This is a genomic window from Paenibacillus sp. FSL R10-2771 (assembly GCF_038000205.1).
Lineage (GTDB): Bacteria > Bacillota > Bacilli > Paenibacillales > Paenibacillaceae > Paenibacillus_AQ > Paenibacillus_AQ phytohabitans.
On sequence record NZ_JBBOBM010000001.1, the window covers coordinates 5,105,212 to 5,124,840 of the forward strand.

General features: G+C 49.6%; 18 protein-coding genes and 1 riboswitch. Of the genes, 2 read left to right on the top strand and 16 right to left on the bottom strand.

Annotated elements, in window-relative coordinates; translation table 11 throughout:
• Window positions 1-3 precede the first annotated feature (3 nt).
• From NSU14_RS21815 to NSU14_RS21830, 4 genes are all read right to left on the bottom strand, one after another.
• On the bottom strand, window positions 4-849 hold the full coding sequence (locus tag NSU14_RS21815; RefSeq protein ID WP_144025968.1) for an energy-coupling factor ABC transporter ATP-binding protein: 846 nt from the start codon (window positions 847-849) through the stop codon (window positions 4-6).
• Window positions 850-1,109: 260 nt separating this feature from the next.
• Window positions 1,110-1,859 (bottom strand): cobalt ECF transporter T component CbiQ, encoded by a 750-nt coding sequence (gene cbiQ / locus NSU14_RS21820; protein ID WP_340947345.1) that lies wholly within the window; start codon window positions 1,857-1,859, stop codon window positions 1,110-1,112.
• Between the two features lie 35 nt (window positions 1,860-1,894).
• Complete coding sequence (locus tag NSU14_RS21825; protein WP_042135118.1) at window positions 1,895-2,191, bottom strand: energy-coupling factor ABC transporter substrate-binding protein; 297 nt, start codon at window positions 2,189-2,191, stop codon at window positions 1,895-1,897.
• Entirely contained in the window at window positions 2,191-2,955 is a 765-nt protein-coding gene (locus NSU14_RS21830) for an energy-coupling factor ABC transporter permease (RefSeq protein WP_042135116.1), read from the bottom strand. Before NSU14_RS21830 ends, NSU14_RS21825 begins: the two co-directional genes overlap by 1 nt.
• Window positions 2,956-3,111: 156 nt before the next feature.
• A riboswitch (cobalamin riboswitch) is annotated at window positions 3,112-3,307 on the bottom strand.
• A 164-nt stretch (window positions 3,308-3,471) separates the two neighbouring features.
• Between NSU14_RS21830 and NSU14_RS21835 the strand changes: the two genes are divergently transcribed.
• Window positions 3,472-4,413 (top strand): ArsR/SmtB family transcription factor, encoded by a 942-nt coding sequence (locus tag NSU14_RS21835; protein WP_336102645.1) that lies wholly within the window; start codon window positions 3,472-3,474, stop codon window positions 4,411-4,413.
• 105 nt (window positions 4,414-4,518) lie between these two features.
• On the opposite strand, the gene NSU14_RS21840 is transcribed toward NSU14_RS21835, so the two are convergent.
• Together NSU14_RS21840 and NSU14_RS21845 are read right to left on the bottom strand one after the other, a co-directional pair.
• Window positions 4,519-4,794, bottom strand: a complete 276-nt coding sequence (locus tag NSU14_RS21840) for a DUF6171 family protein (protein ID WP_336102646.1) — start codon at window positions 4,792-4,794, stop codon at window positions 4,519-4,521.
• Window positions 4,795-4,810: 16 nt separating this feature from the next.
• Entirely contained in the window at window positions 4,811-6,307 is a 1,497-nt protein-coding gene (locus NSU14_RS21845) for an alpha-N-arabinofuranosidase (RefSeq protein WP_336102647.1), read from the bottom strand.
• Between the two features lie 231 nt (window positions 6,308-6,538).
• On the opposite strand from NSU14_RS21845, the gene NSU14_RS21850 reads away from it, so the two are divergent.
• Window positions 6,539-6,961: a peptide deformylase gene (locus tag NSU14_RS21850; RefSeq protein WP_340947346.1), complete on the top strand. Its 423-nt coding sequence runs from the start codon at window positions 6,539-6,541 to the stop codon at window positions 6,959-6,961.
• 124 nt (window positions 6,962-7,085) lie between these two features.
• On the opposite strand, the gene NSU14_RS21855 is transcribed toward NSU14_RS21850, so the two are convergent.
• The 10 genes from NSU14_RS21855 to NSU14_RS21900 all read right to left on the bottom strand — a co-directional run bounded on the left by NSU14_RS21855 (window position 7,086) and on the right by NSU14_RS21900 (window position 19,626).
• Window positions 7,086-8,027 carry a 5'-3' exonuclease gene (locus tag NSU14_RS21855; RefSeq protein ID WP_042135106.1) on the bottom strand — a complete coding sequence of 314 codons (942 nt, stop codon included), beginning with the start codon at window positions 8,025-8,027 and terminating at the stop codon, window positions 7,086-7,088.
• Between the two features lie 130 nt (window positions 8,028-8,157).
• Complete coding sequence (locus NSU14_RS21860) at window positions 8,158-9,084, bottom strand: putative bifunctional diguanylate cyclase/phosphodiesterase (RefSeq protein WP_052421746.1); 927 nt, start codon at window positions 9,082-9,084, stop codon at window positions 8,158-8,160.
• Between the two features lie 10 nt (window positions 9,085-9,094).
• Window positions 9,095-10,807, bottom strand: a complete 1,713-nt coding sequence (locus NSU14_RS21865; protein ID WP_336102650.1) for a methyl-accepting chemotaxis protein — start codon at window positions 10,805-10,807, stop codon at window positions 9,095-9,097.
• An 85-nt stretch (window positions 10,808-10,892) separates the two neighbouring features.
• Window positions 10,893-11,621, bottom strand: coding sequence for a response regulator transcription factor (locus tag NSU14_RS21870; RefSeq protein WP_340947347.1), 729 nt, complete (start codon window positions 11,619-11,621; stop codon window positions 10,893-10,895).
• Window positions 11,618-14,839, bottom strand: coding sequence for a response regulator (locus tag NSU14_RS21875; protein ID WP_340947348.1), 3,222 nt, complete (start codon window positions 14,837-14,839; stop codon window positions 11,618-11,620). The genes NSU14_RS21870 and NSU14_RS21875 overlap by 4 nt, the downstream gene beginning before the upstream one ends.
• A 144-nt stretch (window positions 14,840-14,983) precedes the next feature.
• Window positions 14,984-15,457: a chemotaxis protein CheW gene (locus NSU14_RS21880; RefSeq protein ID WP_197074344.1), complete on the bottom strand. Its 474-nt coding sequence runs from the start codon at window positions 15,455-15,457 to the stop codon at window positions 14,984-14,986.
• 798 nt (window positions 15,458-16,255) lie between these two features.
• A complete protein-coding gene (locus tag NSU14_RS21885; RefSeq protein WP_042135100.1) occupies window positions 16,256-16,621 on the bottom strand; it encodes an arsenate reductase family protein in 366 nt (121 codons plus the stop codon).
• Between the two features lie 430 nt (window positions 16,622-17,051).
• The gene (locus NSU14_RS21890; protein ID WP_076242640.1) at window positions 17,052-18,158 is read right to left on the bottom strand and encodes an RluA family pseudouridine synthase; all 1,107 of its coding nucleotides are present in this window, start codon (window positions 18,156-18,158) and stop codon (window positions 17,052-17,054) included.
• Window positions 18,155-18,721 carry a cob(I)yrinic acid a,c-diamide adenosyltransferase gene (locus NSU14_RS21895; RefSeq protein ID WP_042135096.1) on the bottom strand — a complete coding sequence of 189 codons (567 nt, stop codon included), beginning with the start codon at window positions 18,719-18,721 and terminating at the stop codon, window positions 18,155-18,157. The genes NSU14_RS21890 and NSU14_RS21895 overlap by 4 nt, the downstream gene beginning before the upstream one ends.
• A 140-nt stretch (window positions 18,722-18,861) precedes the next feature.
• On the bottom strand, window positions 18,862-19,626 hold the full coding sequence (locus NSU14_RS21900; protein ID WP_063779827.1) for a class I SAM-dependent methyltransferase: 765 nt from the start codon (window positions 19,624-19,626) through the stop codon (window positions 18,862-18,864).
• Window positions 19,627-19,629 lie beyond the last annotated feature (3 nt).

Here is a 19,629-nt window from a genome sequence, read left to right on the forward strand (position 1 = left end):
GTATTAACTATTCAGCAGCCTGTTTAGTACAGCTTTGAAATCTCCCGCCGTGCGGGGGGCTGGCTGGCCGGCGGTGTGCCGTGCAGGCAGGCTGTACCACAAGTCGGCCAGCAGCGGCAGACCGAGGCCGATGGCCTGCAATTCTTCCGCCCCGGCAAAAATCTCCTCCGGCGTCCCCTCAGCCCGGCACCTCCCCTGATCCAGTACGATAATCCAGTCCGCCCAGCGGTACGCCAAGTTCATATCATGCGTAGCCATAACTACGGTTGTGCCTTTTTCATGTATAAGATCAAGACCCTGGAGCATCTGTGTCTCGGATAACGGGTCCAGATACGAGGTCGGCTCATCCAGCAGGATCAGCTCCGGCTCCATCGCCATTACTCCGGCGAGTGCGGTGCGTTTTTTCTGCCCCAGGCTAAGCTGGTGAACCGGTTTGTCACTCAGCTCCGTCAGGTTCAGCAGTTCCATGACACTGCGGCAGCGCTCAGCTATTGCGGCTTCGTCCATCCCCGTTCCCCGCAGCCCGAAGGACACATCCTCCAGAGGTGTGCTCAATATGAGCTGCTGCTCCGGGTCCTGAAAAACAAGACCCACACTGCGCCGCAGCGCGGCCAGCTCTTTTTTGGCATAGGACAATGTCCTGCCTCCCTGCTGAACCGTACCCTTCTGTGGACGCAGAATGCCGACAGCATGCAGGAACAGGGTCGATTTGCCCGAACCATTGTGGCCGAGCACCGCCGTTTTGCGGCCTTTGGGAATGGAGATGGTTAGTTCACGCAGCGCGGCTTCCTTCGTATCCGGGTAATGAAACACCACCCCGTCAAAAGCCAGACTATATTCCATGTCCATGACGTACTCCTCTAATGTGATTTGGCAAAGCGGTATCGGATAAATGTTGTACGTTTTACAGCTTTGAATCCTGGATACTCCGGCCTTCTGGGGGATTGTTGTATGGAATACAACAATCTTCCCTCAGAGCCAACTAAATGAAGTGAAATGCTGCCTTTTGTACAACAATCTTGGAATACATCCGATATTCCGGGGAAATTGTTGTACTTTGGGCATGATTTCAACAAAGCCAGCAGATTTCCTGCACTAAAATCTTAAATTCAACCCCGCAGCCACAGCCAAAGCTGCGCCAGCGCCAGCACAGCGATCCCGGCATACGCCCGGACCGCATAACGCCGCGGCACAGGCCGCGCGGTATACGGCGGCAGAATGATCTCCCCCGTGAACCCGCGGGTCAGCAGCCCCTGCGACAATCCGTAATAACGGTGCATCGTATTGCCGAAGAGGGCCGCGGTCATGGCCGCAGTCTCCCGCAGCCTGGCCTTATACCCTCTGCGGCCGCCGCGCAGCCTCCGGGCCAGCATCAGCCCGTGCGCCGCATCATTCAGCAGGAACAGGAAGCGGTACATGATCAGCATCAGCTCCAGCACAATCTGCGGCATACGCAGCCTGCGCAGCACCTGCAGAAGCTCGCTGAACGGGGTGGTGAACATTAGGAAGAAGAAGCAGCTCATGCAGGCCGAGACTCTGGCCAGCAGTTCACCGGCCCGCTCCAGCCCTGCTGCCGTGATATATACCGGAAGAGGCGGCCCCGAAATCCGGAATATGCCAGCTTCCCCGGCAGCCGGGTGGCCGAATTCCACGAGCAGCGCCGGTACACTAAGGCAATAGAACAGCAGCGCCGTGCCAAACAACAGCCCGTAGGCGCGATAGGGAATTTTGGCATGCAGGATGCACCAGGACATCATCCACAGCGTAATCACAAGCTGCAGCACCGGATGCACGGTATAGGAGAGCAGGAACATCAGTGCCGCGAACGAGCTTTTCCACATGGGAGACAGCTGCCTCAAGGCATTATTATAAGAAAGGACATCAATTCGTCTGATCACTTGCTGATGCTGTTCTGCTTCGCCTGGCCTTGTTTCCCTTTCAGCAGCCCCAGTGAATATCCGATCACCCCGGCGCCAATCGCCGCCTGCAATGCGAACAGCATACTCTCCGTCTCACCCGGAAGCTCGGTCAGCGGCTTGAACCAGGGTTCATATTCGGGGTTAATCTCTGTGATCACACCCTCGGCAGCATCATCGGCCCCGCCGAAATCACCACTCACGAACAGCAGCGGCAAGACACACAGCAGGACAACAGCCAGCAGCATCAATCCATTTTTCCATTTATTGCTCATTATGCATTTCCCCCTTTGACCTTACGTTTCAGGAGCGACATTTCATTCGGACTGTACGATTTCAGCCAGTTCCACAATAATACGGTCAGCAGCCCTTCGCTGATGGCCAGCGGAATCTGCGTCACGGCAAAGATCCCCCCGAATTTGAGAAAAGACGCCAGGACTCCGCCATCCGCAGCCGGAAAAGCCACCGCAAGCTGGAAGGAAGTCACTACATAAGTCATCAGATCGGCAACCGCCGCTGCACAGAATAAGGCCAGCTTCTCGCGGTCCGGCAGCTTCATCATCAGCTTATAGACTGCATATCCGGCAAAAGGCCCCGCGACCGCCATCGAGAACGCATTCGCCCCCAGCGTAGTGATCCCCCCGTGCGCCAGAAGCAGCGCCTGAAACAACAGCACGATCGAGCCGATCACGCCCATCGGCAACGGTCCCAGCATAACTGCGCCAAGTCCGGTACCTGTAGGATGCGAGCTGCTTCCGGTAACGGAAGGCATTTTGAGCGCCGATAAGACGAAGGTGAACGCCCCTGCCAGACCGAGCAGCAGCTTCAGCTCCGGATTCTCCCTGGTCATCGATCTAAGCCTGATAATCCCGAGTATGAAGAACGGTAAGAACGCCACCCACCAGAACACGGCCCAGCCTACCGGCAGAAACCCTTCCATAATGTGCATAGCCTGGGCCGTTCCCGGTTCATTCAGCATAAAGTACACTGTAAATCCGGCAATCAGCGCCGCAAAACTCCAAAATCCGCGTTTCTTCATTTGTCAGCCTCCAAGTTTCTTTAATATAGCAAACCCAAAAAACTCCCGCCCTTCAGGGTGGGAGTTTATGTACGCAGGTATGATTCGATAGAGGACGCTGCAGAGACGCCTCTTCTCATTAACCTATCCGTACACCGCTCCTATCCGCGTAGAGTCGTGGTGTGCGTAATCAAGGTAGGTCTCCTGGCTTGGAATACGGGCGCTATATCCTTCGTCTTCCCCGGGGTTCTCCCCGAGTGACATCATGAAGTTCAGCTCTTCCTTACAGTGGCGGGACCGCTCGGGACTTGCACCCGATTCCCTGTTATCCCTTGCCTGATCCGGCAAGAGCACCTTGTTACATCGCTAATCCATCCTACATCATAGCGGAACAGGCTCTGCATGTCTGTGATAAAATTGGAGCGGCTGCGAAGGACGCAGTATTCATTTGCTTGTTGGGCAGCGTTCATTTGCTTGTAAGAATATCATTTGAGTAATATAATTATTAACTATATAACCTGAACGTGGAGGCAGCGCATGAAACTTGATCTAACCGAACAATCTTTACCCGTGTACGAAGCGTTATCCAGCGCTGTGCGCCTGCAGATGCTGCGGCTCCTGTCCGAACAGCCTATGAACGTCAAGGAACTGGCCGGGGCGCTGAAGCTCAGCAGTGCCATTATGACGATGCATGTGCGCAAGCTGGAAGCTGCCGGACTGATCCGCAGCCACATGGCTCCCGGGCGCAGCGGACTGCAGAAGATTTGTACACTGGCCGCCGAGAGTGCTGAGATTATTTTCCCCGGACAAGCCAGAACACAGCGCAGAGGCTACCGTAAGGAAATTCCCGTGGGCCACTACTCTGATTTCCAGATTGAACCGACCTGCGGCTTATCTACAACCGAGCGGGTGATTGGCAACTTTGACGATCCGCGGTATTTCTGGGATCAGGAGCGGGTGAATGCGGGCATTCTGTGGTTCGGCAAAGGATTCGTAGAATATAAAATCCCGAACTTCCTGCTGTCCAGCCAGAAGCCGGAGGAGCTGGTCATCACGATGGAGATTGCCTCCGAAGCCCCGTCCATCAATAATAACTGGCCCTCCGACATCACCTTCACACTGAACGGTCAGCGGCTAGGCTTCTGGACCAGCCCCGGCGACTACGGGGACAGCCCGGGCAAATACACTCCTGCCTGGTGGCCTGCGCTCACCAACCAATATGGGCTGCTTAAGCAGCTGCGGATTACTCCGGCGGGCACGTTCATGGACGGTCAGAAGCTGTCAGAGGTTACGCTGGAGCAGGTCGGTATCCGTGATAAGCAGTGGACGTTCAAGGTCTCTGTGGAAGAGGATGCGGAGCATATCGGCGGCCTTACCTTATTCGGCAAGGGGTTCGGCAACTATAACGAGGATCTTGTGTTTGAGCTCTTTTATACAGATGCAGTTGAAGCTTCGGCAAGTGCCAGTCTGGCGGAATGACCCAAACAGGATGGTGCAGCAAACAGCGGCAGCGGGAGACCTAAGGCTCAGGTCCCCCGCTGCCGCTGTTGTGGTTACGGGTGTATTGCAGGACAGCTTTGCAGTTTAATCAGTCACCGGCTGCCACAGGCCGCCGCCCGGCAGCGGACAGCCGCGTGCCTTCAGCCGGGCTACAACCGGTATAATACAGCCGCAGGCAATGCAGGTTACGCCATCCTGCAGCTTGGGACAAGCTCCGCATAGGGCAACCCGCTCGGCGTAGACTTCGTCCGGGGCTGTATTCTCCGGATTGAACATGGAGGAGGCGAGAATCCGGGCAATCTGCGCTTCCGTCACCTTGTACTCTTCCCGGCATCCCTTGCATGCTGAGGTTGTAGTCATGCTGCGCTCCCTCCCGTTAAGCTCCCGGAGTAATTGCCAGTACTGTCACCGACATTGGCGGCAGTTCAACCGTAAGCGTGTCGCCTTCAAGCTGGAAGGCGGTGAACGGCTGCGGTACTACCGCTTCCGGCTGCTCGAAGGTATTGTGGGCATCGATGGAAGACCCTGCAAGTGTAGTGCCGCTTACGGCTGCTGACTGTCCAGCCAGTCCGCGCAGCTCCAGCGGCAATACTGCCGGTGCAGCGTGATTCAGGTTGCACAGGCTGACGTGAATGACGCCCTCTGCCGTTACGGAAGCTGAAGCAGATACTTCAGGAATCTCCACGCCCTCATAGCTGTAAACCGGGCTGTCGATCGTCAGATCCAGCAGCTCCGCATCCTGATGTACTTTATACATATTGAATACATGGTAGGTTGGAGTCAGAAGCATTTTCTCGCCTTCGGTCAGAATTACAGCCTGCAGCACGTTTACAGTCTGGGCAATGTTCGCCATCCGTACACGGTCGCTGTGCTTGTGGAAGATATTCAGGGTCAGACCGGCAACCAGCGCATCACGGATCGTGTTCTGCTGGTAGAGGAATCCAGGGTTCGTACCGGGTTCCACATCATACCAGGTGCCCCATTCATCAACGATCAGGCCCACTCTTTTGTCCGGATCGTATTTGTCCATAATCACACTGTGGCGGGTAACCAGCTCATCCATGAACAGCGCCTTCTTCAATGTGTTGAAATATTCATCCGTTCCATAGCCGGTAGCCGCACCTTTATTAGCCCAATCCGAAGTCGGCAGGGTGTAGTAGTGCAGGGTAAGCGAATCCATGAAGCGGGTGGCTTCGCGCATCAGCACTTCGGTCCAGTTATAGTCATCCGAGTTCGCGCCGCAGGCGATCCGGTGAATTTTGTTATCCCCATAGTTGCGCACATAAGTCTGATATTGGCGGTACAGGTCAGCATAATATTCAGGACGCATATTGCCGCCGCAGCCCCAGTTCTCATTGCCCACGCCGAAGTAAGCTACACTCCAGGCCTCTTCCTGGCCGTTCTTCTGGCGCAGCTCAGCCATCGGCGATACACCGTTAAAGGTCAAATACTCAACCCACTCGGACATCTCCTGAACCGTTCCGCTCCCTACATTGCCGTTGATGTACGGCTCACATTCCAGCATGGCGCAGAGCCGCATGAATTCATGTGTACCAAAATGATTGTTCTCAACCGCACCGCCCCAATGGGTATTGATCATCCGCTTGCGTTCTTCACTCGGGCCAATGCCGTCCTTCCAGTGGTATTCATCGGCGAAGCAGCCGCCCGGCCAGCGCAATACGGGAATCTTCATTTCCTTAAGCGCTTCCACCACATCGTTGCGGATACCCTTCGTGTTCGGAATCGGCGAATCTTCCCCTACCCAGATGCCTTCATAGATACAGCGTCCCAGATGCTCAGCGAAATGTCCATAGATGTTGCGGTTAATTGTGCCTTTGCGGATGTCAGTGTTCAATACAATGCGTTCTGCCATTTCAGTTAACGCTCCTCTTTAAGTTAATATATTTGTTAATCATTTAACACTTATATTAATATTATAGTCAGGCTTCCGCCGGTTCGTCAATCTTTAAATAAAACGTACAACATATATGTATTTATAGACTGCAGAAAAGGAAATTCGAGCCTGCATACGAGGATGAAGCCAGATTCATTTCACTGTCCATACAAAAGATGATATTATGGCAGTGGCAACCAAATAAAACACATGGAGAATACTATGATCAGACCCATATGTAAAGATATGACGATTCTAAGCCAGAAGTCCACACCGGCAACTAAAGAGGATCTGCCGGTGTTAGATGACCTTCTGGATACATTGCGCGCGAATGCAGACCGGTGTGTCGGCATGGCGGCTGATATGATCGGTGTCAATAAGCGCATCATCGCGTTCAGTATCGGACCAGTGAATGTCCCCATGATTAATCCGGTCATCACGGGGCGTAACAGTCCTTATGAGGCTGAGGAGGGCTGTCTCTCACATGATGGCGTACGCAGAACTATGCGCTATGATTCCATTGAGGTAGAGTTCCTCGACCGTAATTTCAAACCGCAGAAGCAGACCTTCACCGGATTTGCGGCGCAGATCATTCAGCATGAGATCGATCACTGCGACGGAATTGTAATCTGAGCCCGGCATATGGTATTCAGTTGTCAGGGATAACACAAAAAGACCCCTATCGCGAGACTTTCGCGAGGGGTCTTCTGCTTATTCAGGAGGCTCTGGCCTGCCTAAGCCTATAACTAAGCTCTTCTCAGCCCAAATCTCCGAGTTCAATCTGTACGATTCCCCGGTCATCCCGGACCTCGGCGATCCCGCCGATCAGATGCATCAGGCTGCCGAACTCCAGCTCATTGAACTTGCGTGCCGCAGTATCCCGCTGCAGTGCCCACAGACAGTCCGCCAGTTCGCAGACCACCGGCACATCGCAGCGGATTTCCGCCAGCTCCCGCGAGAGATGCAGCATATCGAGGTCAGCCTCGATTTTGGCCCGCACGCCTTTGGGCAGCAGATGCAGGTTCTCAATGACACCTTCCACGGTGCCGTATTCGGTCAGCAGCTTGGTGGCTGTTTTCTCACCGATGCCCTTAACGCCGGGATAATTGTCGCTGGTGTCTCCCATGAAGCCCTTCAGGTCAATCACCTGTGCAGGGGTGAGGCCACGTTCAGCAAGGAGCTCCGCCGGATCATACACTTTATAGTTGGAGCGGCCTTTTTTCATAATCACGACCTTGACGCTGTCATTCACCAGCTGCAGCATATCGTGGTCACCTGTGAGAATATAGACCTCTGACTCCCCGCTGTAGCACGAAGCCAATGTACCAATGCAGTCATCTGCCTCATAACCAACCAGACCGATATTCGGCACGCCCAGCTCGGCCACTACCTCTTTCACGAGGTCAAACTGCGGAATCAGCTCCAGCGGCGCATCAATGCGGTTCGATTTGTAGCCGTCATACTTCTCCGTACGGAACGTACCCTTGCCCATATCCCAGCAGCAGACCACATGTGAAGGCTCAAACGTACTCACCGCGTCGAAAAAATACTGCAAAAATCCATACACCGCATTCGTCGGAAGCCCGGCGCTGGTCTTGCGGATATATCCTCCATAAGAGGTAGCATAAAAAGCCCGGAACAGCAGAGCCATTCCATCCACGATCATTACCCGGCCCTTAGTTTCTGTTACTGTGCTCATGTGTAACCTCTCCTTGTGCATACAATTTGCATTGCGCCTCTAGGAGTATTCTATCAGAAAACTAGTAATCTTATAAGAGTGCATCCAGATTCCCACAGCTCCAATCATTGGGAGGCCCGGCCGGAATTAACTACTGTAGCACCAAATCATAGTTAAAAATCCCTTCGGACGCCAGTAAATCTTCAAAGTCTCTCACCGCTAAGGGCTTACTGTACAGAAATCCTTGAATCTCATCGCATTTATAATCAGACAGAAGCTCTAGTTCTTCCATTCGTTCCACCCCTTCAGCTATGACCTTCATACCCAGATTGTGTGCCAGGAAGATTAAAGATGATACAATCGCCTGATCACAATTGCTGCTTATCATTTCACGAATGAAGATCCGGTCAACTTTGAGTGTATCTATTGGAAAATACTTAAAATAACTTAAAGAAGATTGTCCGCTTCCAAAATCATCTATCGCGATATTCACACCGGTTGCTTTGATACTTTCTACGGTTGCTATCATGCTCTCCGTATGTGTCAGAAATCCGCTTTCTGTAATTTCAAGTTCCAGCCTGCGAGGATCTACGTTGGTTTCACGTATAATTCCAGAGAGGATACTTGGAATATCATCCATCATCAGTTGCCTGACGGACAGGTTTACTGAAATACGAATTGCTGACGTTAAATGCTCCTCCCATTTGTTCAACTGTCTGCAGGCAGAGAGGAGCACCCATTCACCAATCGGACAAATGAGCCCCGTCTCTTCAAGGATAGGAATGAAAATCTCGGGGGAGATCATTCCGAATGTGGGATGCTCCCAACGGAGCAATGCTTCAGCGCCCACAATTTTCTGTCTGGGAACATCGACCTGTGGTTGATATACGAGAAAAAATTCTTCATTTTCGAGCGCATGGTGTAGATCTTTCTCAAGCTGCTGCCGATAAAGAGGCTCCTCTGCTTTTGGGACATTGCTGATAAGTTTCCGAGATGACTTCCTGTAAGCAGTTACTCGTAAAAAAAGATAAATACAAATACCGGCGGATACAATGAATTTCAGAATTATTATCAGCATATTCTTTACCTTAATTCCTATAAATCTTGAAACCGTTTAAATTGTCGTACAAATCCTCGGCCATTTGGGCTAAGGAAGCTGAGGATGCTGATATTTCTTCCATTGATGCTAGCTGTTCTTCTGTTGCTGCTGCAATATTCTGCGTGCCGGAGGCAGAAGTTTTGGCAGAAGTATTGATCTCTTCCACCGAACGAAACACTATTTCTGTTCCTGCTGCCAGATCCTGAACTTCATTTGTGACTTCCCTGATCTGGGCGGCGACGTTATCCACAGACTCTTCAATCTGTGCAAATGCTTGCCCTGCCGAATTCACAATCTCGATCCCGCTCTCAACCTCTTTAGACGTGCGTTCCATGGATCGGACAGCTTTGCCTGTTTCCGACTGAATCGTACTGATCAGGACAGATATTTTTTGGGCCGATCCTGCTGATTGCTCAGCCAGCTTGCGGACCTCATTCGCGACAACCGCAAATCCCCGGCCATGTTCTCCAGCCCTGGCCGCTTCGATTGTTGCGTTCAGCGCGAGCAAATTGGTTTGTGCTGAAATCCCTGATATAGTGTCTACAATCTGACCTATCTCTTCTGACTGCTGTTCTAAACCATGAATAATGCTGTTCAGCTCTTCAATCGCCGCATAGATTGAACTCATTTGACTCACAGCTGTATGGACCGCTTCATTTCCCTCCAATGATAGATCTGAAGTCTGTGAGGCTGTTTCAGACATGTTCTGAGCATTCCGTTCAATAAGCTGAATACTGTCCTTCATATGTTCCATTGTTCTGGCCGTTACTTCAACCGCATGAACCTGTTGATCTGCACCTCCCGCTACTTCTTGAACGTTTGCCGCAATATTTTCACTGGCTGTGCTGGTCTGTTCTGCATTTGCCGTAAGCTGCACAGAGAACGCCGCAACCTGCTGCGAAGTCTCTGTAATCTGCCCGAACAGGTTTCTTAATACCTCGAGCATAGTATTGAGAGAATGCGTCAGTTGCCCGAGTTCATCTCTGGAACGATAACTTGCTTCTCCGGTGAAATCTCTGTTCTCCGCTTCTTTCATAAGCTTCTGTACAGCCTGCACCGGTTTTACAATCATCCTTATGATGATAATTCCGACAACAGTGCAGAGCAGACAAAAAGCGATGGACAGGATGTTTGATAACAGAATGCTTTGCTCCCCTTGTTCGCGGACCAAAGTGTTAATGGCAGCGGCACTATCCTTAAGTTTGTTTTCCAATGTGTCACCTAAAGTAACCATTACATTCATTGTGGGTACAACATTATTTTTATAATAATCATAGGCTTCCACATTGCGATTAACAGCCCCCAAAGCAAAGGCTTCCTGCATGGAACGGATGTATACAATAAATTCAGTTTTAATATCTTTTACAAGCTTTTTCTCCTCTTCGGTGATCCCATTCACAAGCATTCTATCCAGAATATTTGAATTCGCATTCACAAGGCTATCGAATTTTATTTTTAATTCGTTCGCCTCTTGATTTGTACTAGTCTGCATGGATTGGAACAGAATGCTTTCCATCGCCCGGTTGCCGGTACGGTAATTTAGAAAATCTGCTTCCGGCACCATCCGATCGAAATACATCGCGTTAGAATTATCAACCATTTTCGTCAACGATACATATCCAAGAGCAGATTGTGCAACCATGGCTACAATAAAGACTCCGATCAACAGAAACAGTTTTGTTGCTACTTTTAGATTACGCACAGTTCTATCCCCTTCCTATCACTTACATCTCCCTTTCATGATAGTGCAGAGGTATTAAAACATTTCTTGTAAAAGTATTAGGAATCTATGTCTTTTCTTCATATTCATTGAATTTATTCAGCGAAAATTTATAGCCTATTCCCCAAACTGTTTTAATATATTTCGGATTTTTTGGATCTAGTTCAATTTTATTTCTGAGCTTCATAACATGCACATCAATTGAGCGTTCATTCACTAATGTATGGATTCCACGCAGATAAATGATCAGTTCCTCCCGCGAGAACACCCGCTCCGGATGGTTATAAAGGAGTTTCATAATTTCAAATTCGGTAAAGGTTGTCTCTACTATTTTCCCTTGAACTTTAATGGACCGGTATTCATGTTCAATAACAATGCTTCTATCTTCCGGTCTGGAAATTGAATGACTTCCATCAGCCTCTTTATAATTTGATCTCTGATACGCTCTCCGTAAAATGGCATTCATTCTGGCTAACAGCTCCTTCATGCTGAAGGGCTTGCATAAATAATCATCCGCCCCGGCGTTTAAGGCTTCGACACGGCTCATGACTTCGGTATTCATAGAAATAATTACGATGGGCACCACAGATTCTTTACGAATCTCTCTGCAAACCTCAATGCCGTTTAAGTCAGGCAGCACTAAATCAATGATCACAAGATCGGGTTGCTTCTCCTCAATAAGAGCAAGTCCTCCGGTTCCTGTATCTACTCTGTAAACAATATTGCCTTCTTCTGCAAGATACATCTTTATCATGTCACCGATAATCATGTCATCCTCAATAAGTATTACTTTCATAATAAAACCCTCTCATGATCAAGTACATCCTTGCTGTCACCAGGATATGCATTATCTAAATAGTGCTGTATAGAAGAGATGATCCCCAGAAGCTCATCCTCCAAATTGTCCAATCCATTCTGGAGATCAGCATCCTGCTCTAGTTCTAATTCAAGCCTCATTGCAGCTGTCAGCAGCCGGTCGGCACACAGATTCCCTGCCACACCCTTAAAGGTATGAAGCATCCGACGATATCCAGTTAAATCGTCATTGTTCAGGGCATCCCGCAGTTGTTCAACAAAAAGCTTATAGTCACGAATAAACACAGTGAACATATAACGTACAATATATTCTTTTCCGCTAACTCTTTGCAAAAGCAATTGATAATCTATTCCTTTGACACGTCTGTTCAGTAACGCAATTAGTGCATCGACCTGAAGCGGCTTGGTCAATACACCGTTCATCCCAATGCGGTAATACATTTCATGCTCTTCCTTTACAGTATTTGCGGTCAGGGCTATGACCGGCAGGTGGTCATACTCGCGGTTCTGCCGTATCTTCTTCGTCACCTCAATTCCACTAAGTTCAGGCATATGAATGTCCAGTAAAAGCAAGTCCCATCCCCCATGTTCCAGTAAAGCCAGAGCCTCCTTACCATCATTTGCTGCGGTTACCTCAAAGCCGTATGAAGTCAGAAGCTCTGTGACAACAAGCTGATTAATTTCGTTATCTTCTGCTAACAGAATTTTCCGCTGAATCCCGGGTAAGGAAAGCTTCCCGCTACCCTTAATCTCATGCGGTGAATCCGGTTCATTCTTGAACAAGGTGTACATGGCCTGGTACAGGCCGTTACGGCTAACGGGCATTAGAATTAGAGCATCCGGCTGCAGACTCGCAGGCAATTTCGAAATCCCATCACGTACCTCTGCCGTTGAAATTGCAACATAGCGAACGGGATGTGTATGATGTATTTTCTGAAGCTGCAGCCAGTCGTTCAACCCTTCCCGCTCATTCATACTTAAATCAACCACAATCACTTCAACAGGCAGATGAGAATAAACAAGATCCGATTGTTCACATGCCGCAACATCAAAGTTCATTGATTCCAGCATAGAGCATAACCCGTTTCTAACCGCAGCATTGTTCTCAATGACAAGAACTTTGGTTTGTGAAAATTCCATCCGCTCCTCCAGCTGAAGCAATTCATCCGGTCGTGCATATTCAAAGGGAATGGTAAAGGAAAACTTACTGCCCTGTCCCGGCTCGCTGCTGATTTCAATATCTCCTCCCATCAGTTCAACAAAGTATTTGCAGATCGGAAGTCCCAGGCCGGTTCCTCCACCCATCTGTCTGGAATAATGTCTGACCTGCATGAAGGGTTCAAACAGATGATCGATCTGATCGCTCGTAAGCCCGATGCCCGTATCTTCTACCGAGAATTCCAAATGAATAATATCTTCTTCATATCTTACGGGTTCAACCTTGACGTATATATGCCCCCTATCCGTAAATTTAATGGCATTGTTTATCATATTGATAAGAATTTGTTCAACGCGCAGAGAATCACCATAGAGCATCTCCGGAATATCCGCCGATGTATCAATAATGAACTTTAGCTGTTTCGATCCGAGAAGCACGGCAAGAATATCCGATAATTCCTGCATCAGCTGATGCAGATTAAAATTAACCTTTTGCAGTTCAATTTTACCGGCCTCAATCTTCGAGAGATCAAGAACATCATTAATAATACCAAGCAAGGTATGGGACGAGGAGAGAATTTTGTTCAAATAATCTTTTTGCACCGGAGACATTTCCTGTCTAGTCAAAAGCTCCGTGAGACCTATGATTCCGCTAAGCGGGGTACGTATTTCATGGCTCATGCGGGCAAGAAACTCGCTTTTTGCCTTATTAGCTTCGTCAGCCGCCCTGCTTTTCTTCACATGGGTAATATCATGCCCAGTGGTTATAACCCCTATTACTTCCTCTTTCATGTTAAAGAACGGAGACAAAGTGACATCATATTGATGTTCTCTCCTGGCTGATCTAAAGCTGTATTCAAATCTCTCCATCGTTCCATTTGAGATGACCTGTCTGAAGTAATAGAGCCATTGCTCAACATGCTCACCCGCTGGCATCTGTTCTGTTATCATTGTCCCAATCAGGCTCTCAGGCGATATTCGAAGCGTCTCGGCCACTTTATTATTTACAGATGTAATTCGTCCCTGCACATCAAACCACACTATGAAATCCTGGGTGCTCTCCACAAGCGAACGGTATAACTCCTCACTCTCTTTAAGCTTCTTCTCTGATTCCATGCGCTGGGAAATATCTATAACAGAGCCGATGATAGCGCCAACGATGTTGTCATAGAAAACTGGATTCAGATTGATAAGCAGCGTATGCTCCTTAAATAATATTTCAAATGTCTGCGGTTCTCCGGCCCAGGCCTTTTCCTTTTGAATCTTCATAAAAATACTTAGATCCTCAGGGAATAAATCCAGTCTATCAAGTGTCTTGCCGACGAGTTCACTGGAGGAAATCCCCAGTTCAACACACAAGGCACCTCCGGCAATTTTATATTTGAATTCTTCATTTTCTCTGGTCAATTTATAGATAAATCCAGGTTGCAGATGAAGAATCTCTAACAGATCGCTTTGCATCTCATCGAACCGTTGCTTCAGCCTCTGGGCATTGCACATATAGAATAACTTTGCCGCGATAAATAACCCGGATGCCTCATACACGGCCAAAAATTGCAGACTGGCGGATAAAGAATGTGAGTTGTCAATATAATTATAAAATAATATCAACAGAAGATTGGTCACGGTGACTAAGATGATCCACTGCTTCCAGAAGGAGTGAATATAGCGGATGGTTATATTGCAAACAATAAAAATGATGGACACATCAATAATCCCCACTATCATCATCTTTATGGATGGCTCATAAATAAGACGGGGAAGGATAATTAACAAAGCCGCCAATGCTGATGCGAATGGGCCGCCAATGGAAGCAGCAATGAGTATGGGGATGGTACTCAGGTCCGCAATCAGGCAATTATTAAAGGGATGACTAACAGCATATATTAGAATGACGCCCACAAGGCCCTGGTATATCCCCACTTTCCAAGTGTAGCCTGTTAAAACCCTCAGATTAATGTTTACCCTCATCATAAAGTGCTCGAAAAAAAACGTAAAAATCGTCAACAGGCAAAAACTGAGAATCAAATCACGAATCAACTCACTACCACCTTATAAATACATTATTGGTTTGTATTTGGCAATTTTAAGATCAACATGATTATATACAAAAAATGTCGAACAATATACACCGTTCGACAAAATGCCACACATTTCAACATTTGTTTGATATTTTACAAACACTTAGTCAGCAGATATAGTCTCTATCACTTTTTCAAAGTCCAGAAGAACAAGCAGCTTCCCCTCGACTTGCACAATCCTCTGACTAAACCCGCGCTGCACTTGTAAGGCCTCAAGAGTCTGATTCATCTTCGCCGGATTAAACTGATTGATTCTCAATGCCTCATGGACATGAAACGCGGCAGCCTTATTATTCTTCATCTCAGCAATAATATATTTGCCCTGTATCTGTCCAGTTCTCCTTGCAGAAGGATACCCGAAACATTTAGCCAGGTCTATGACTGCAATGGCTTCTCCACGAAACTGAATCAGCCCCTCCATGTAAGGATGTGCTAATGGAACTGGAGTAACCGGAATAGTATTAATAACCTCCCTTACTTGCTGCACATACGTACAATACAGATCATTGCCTAGCAGAAACTCAACAATTCCGACTTCTTCTGTATCCGTTACTGGTAATAATCGCCGTACTGTCATTTCCTCGCCCCATTCATTCAATATCATTGACACTATGTATAGATTGAACTTGGAAACTTGAGGAGGAGGAAGGAGTGACGAAGGGGGATTTTGGAACTGAAGGAGCGATAGCAATCGCCTTAGTCTGCGGATTTCCACCGCGAACAGCAGTATAATCATGAAATCTGCAGACAACAGCGGCCGGAAGTCCAAATATTCACCGCAGTGGCGACTGATTCTTCACTCTAAAATCTCAAGTACAATCTATATTGTTTTAACTATAAATCCAAATTGTTATATAACATGTTTATATGCTATTTAATTTCTGTTTGATAAATTAATACAAAATACATATTACCCTTGCAATAAATTCAGGATTGCTCATATGCAGACAAACAATTTGCATCAAAATTTATATATAAGTCTTTGAGGGCATGGATCTGAATCCATAAACAAGGAATGGGATTTCTTTGGGCTGGAGGAAGATATCCAATATAAGCGCGGCAAAGTGTGGAAAGAATTTCAAAAATGTATATGGCTTCGAACAGGGGGACTGGAGACTATTACAATAGCAATCCTGCAACTTTCCGAATGGAATTAGGACTGGTTCTAAGGGATATTCTGGAGGTTTCGTACGTATGCCGTTATCTTCCCCTTGCTGCTTTTTGATGCTCCGGTGATCATACGAAGCAAGGGGACAAGAAAGGGCAGCCAAACATAAACATGATATGGGATCCAGTATTGCTGCAATGCTTAAACAAGAAATAAAAAAGGAAATCTTATGGAACGCTGCATTAATCGCCTGGATCGCACCGAATTTTAGGTGTTGCTCCAGGCTTCAGCGTACTGCTCATCTTTGTAGCCGACTGTAACCTTCTTGCCGTCAGTGACAACCGGACGCTTGATAAGCATCCCGTGGCTGGCGAGCAGCTCAAGCTGCTTATCTTCACTGAGACCGGCCAGCTTGTCCTTCAGATTAAGTTCCTTGTAGACCTCACCGCTCGTATTAAAAAACTTCTTCAGCGGCAGTCCGCTGTTCTTCAGCAGGACGCGCAGCTCCTCCACTGTGGGCGGCTGCTCGGCAATATGCTGCAAGTCCAGCTCATGCCCCTGCTCCTTCAGCCATTTCACTGCGGCGCGGCAGGTGCTGCATTTCGGATATTGATACACCTTCAATTGACTCATATGGTTCTCCTTTTATTATAAGCGCAGCGGCAATGTTGCAGTACGCTGATTATTAGGGCTGCCGGCGCAGCCGCGTTCACGGGCCGGATGGGCCGGAAGTCAAACATTCTCTGCAGCCACGGCTAATCCCCACAGTGGAATTTTCCCGGTTCAATCTAAATAGATGGAAATTGTACATTTATTTAGCGTGAATTAGCAGCTTAATAGGAATTAGTTGGATTTTCAACACTTAATTTGAGCGCATTCGATACTTTTCGGCCAAACCTCTTAGATTAGTTGTACTTTTTCCACTTGTTGGATTTAGAGTGGCGAAACAGCCAAGAATAAGTGCAGCCTCGCACTTATTTCACAATCTCACGCTGGCGCCTGGCTGTACCCGCCAGCGAAATCTTCAGCATCCCCTTATATCACGGCCAGGCTGCTGAGACAGTTATTGCCCTGCACCAGTCTCACGCAGCTTCGCCTGCAGCTGCGCCATATCCGGCGGCAGCGGAGCCTCGAAGACCAGATCGGCATGCGTGACCGGATGCCGGAAGGACAGGCGCACCGCATGCAGCGCCTGGCGCGGAATGGACGCGTCCAGCTCCGCGATCTCCGCCAGCTGCGCCGCTTCCACGGGCGACAGCTCCGCCTCTTTGCTCTCTCCGCCCGGCAGCGTCAGTCTGGCTTCTTGCGTCTCGCCGCCGGGCAGCACCAGCCCGGCCTCCCGCTCTCCGCTGCCCGGCGGAACGAGCCCGCTTGCCGCCTGCCCGCGGGCATACAAAGGGTGACGGTACATGCCGTCACCGATCAGCGGGCAGCCGATCGAGCTCATATGCACCCGGATTTGATGGGTGCGCCCGCTCTCCAGCTTCAGCTCCACGCGCGAAGCCGCGCGCGGATAGACCTCCTTGACCTCGTACCGGGTCAAGGAAGGATAACCATCCGGCGTCACAATCCGCCGGTGCGGCTCCAGCGGGTCGCGGTCGATCGGACCGGCGATGTCGCCGCTCTGCAGAGCGGGAACCCCGTGCACAAAAGCAGCATACCGCTTGTCCACCGTCCCGGCGATCATCTGCTCGGAGATATGCTGATGGCTGTACGGGTTCTTGGCAATGACCAGTACACCGGAGGTCTCCTGGTCCAGCCGGTGGACAGGGCGGAAGCGGACCCGCTCCCCCTTCTCCGCCCAGTAATGCACCACTCCGTTCGCGAGCGTCTCCGTGTAATGGCCATGGGTCGGATGGACAATGATCCCCGCGGCTTTGTTCACGACTAGCAGATGGCCGTCTTCATATAGAATCTCAAAAGGAATCGGCTGCGGCAGGATATCCTCTGACGTTTCTTCCTCCATCCGGATCTCTACACGGTCACCGCTGCTTACCTTGACGCTGATATAGACACGCTCTCCGTTCAGCGTAATCCCGAGGTCTGTCATCTTCAGACGGGACAACAGCTTACGGGAGACATCCATCCGCTTCTGCAGGATGGTTTTGAGCAGCCAGCCGTCTTCATCCGGCGGCACAATATAGGTAATCGGCGGATAGTAGCTGGTCATTTGTTCCGGAACACCTTTTTGCTGCGCACATACTCTACCTCAGCAACCTCCAGCCGTGTATTGGCGGCACGGGCCAGCGCGAAGAAATAATCAGAGAGTCTGTTCAGATAGACAACAGCCTCCGGGTTAATATCTGCACTGCGTCCCAGGGTCACAGCCCGGCGCTCCGCACGGCGGCAGACCGTCCGGCAGACATGCAGAACCGAGGACAGCTGGCTTCCGCCGGGCAGAATGAAGCGCTCCAGTACCGGATTCTCCGCCTGCAGCACATCGATCCAGCCTTCCAGACGCGCGGCCATCTCGCTTTTCACCTTATATTTGTTCTCGCTCAGCTTCACGAACGCCAGGTCCGAACCGCAGTCAAACAGCTCATGCTGAATCTCCAGCAGCTGCTCCCTAACATCCGCGAACCGTTCATCCTCCATCAGACTCCGTGCCTGGCCGACAAAACAGTTCAGCTCGTCTATGGTGCCATAAGCCTCGACGCGGACATCGTCCTTGCCCACACGGCCGCCGATGACTGAGGTTTCCCCTTTATCCCCCGTACGCGTATAGATCGCCATAGTATTTCCCTCCTAAGTTGCAAATCACATAGTAATAGTGTAATCGTTCTTATGTATGTAGGCAAACAAAGATCAGCATTTCTGACATGTAAATAACTCCCTAATGAGCTAATATGGAATGTACCCGATCCCCACCCCGCCTACGGCTTCCGGAAAGTAATACAGTACATCAGGCCTTTGCATACCTCCTTATACTCGATCTCCAGCATATCCTGCGGAATGAGTCCAAGCACCCCTGGCAACTCCTCCCCCTGCTGAAAATACCCCTTAACCACCGGCACCTTCCCGTACGTTCCCTTTACCAGCTTCTCTGTCTCATCGGCAATCATCAGTCTGGTGCCCGGCTTCGCCACCCGGATCATCTCCAGTACCGCAGCTCCCGGATCACTGAAATAATTGATACCGCCGACATGATAGACACAATCGAAGACGTTGTCCTTAAAAGGCAGCTTCTCCGCCTGTCCCTGGAACAGATGTCCCTGAAGCTTCCAGCGCCGCAGATTGCGCACCGCCTGCTTCAGCATTCCGCTGGAGATATCCAGTCCGTACAGCTCTGCCTGTACACCCAGATAGGGGAAATTATCGCCGCTGCCCACCGAGGTCTCCAGCACACGGTCACCTTCCCGCAGTTCAAGCGAAGACAGAAACTGTCCTCTGTAGCTTCGTTCCCCGCCGAATTTCAGGGCGAAATAAGCTTTGTTGGACAGCCGGTAGAAACGGGCTATCCGGTTGTACAGCTCAAGGTACTTTTTGTTGCTGCCCTCGGCATCCGCTTCTCCCAAAAAGGCGAGAAAGCCCTGCTTCAACGGGTACTTACGCCCGCTCTCCGGATTAACGGCTCCCGTTCCTTCGAGCTTCAGCTCATCATACGTATAGGGGTCCCGCAGTATATCGGCTTGTAACATGAA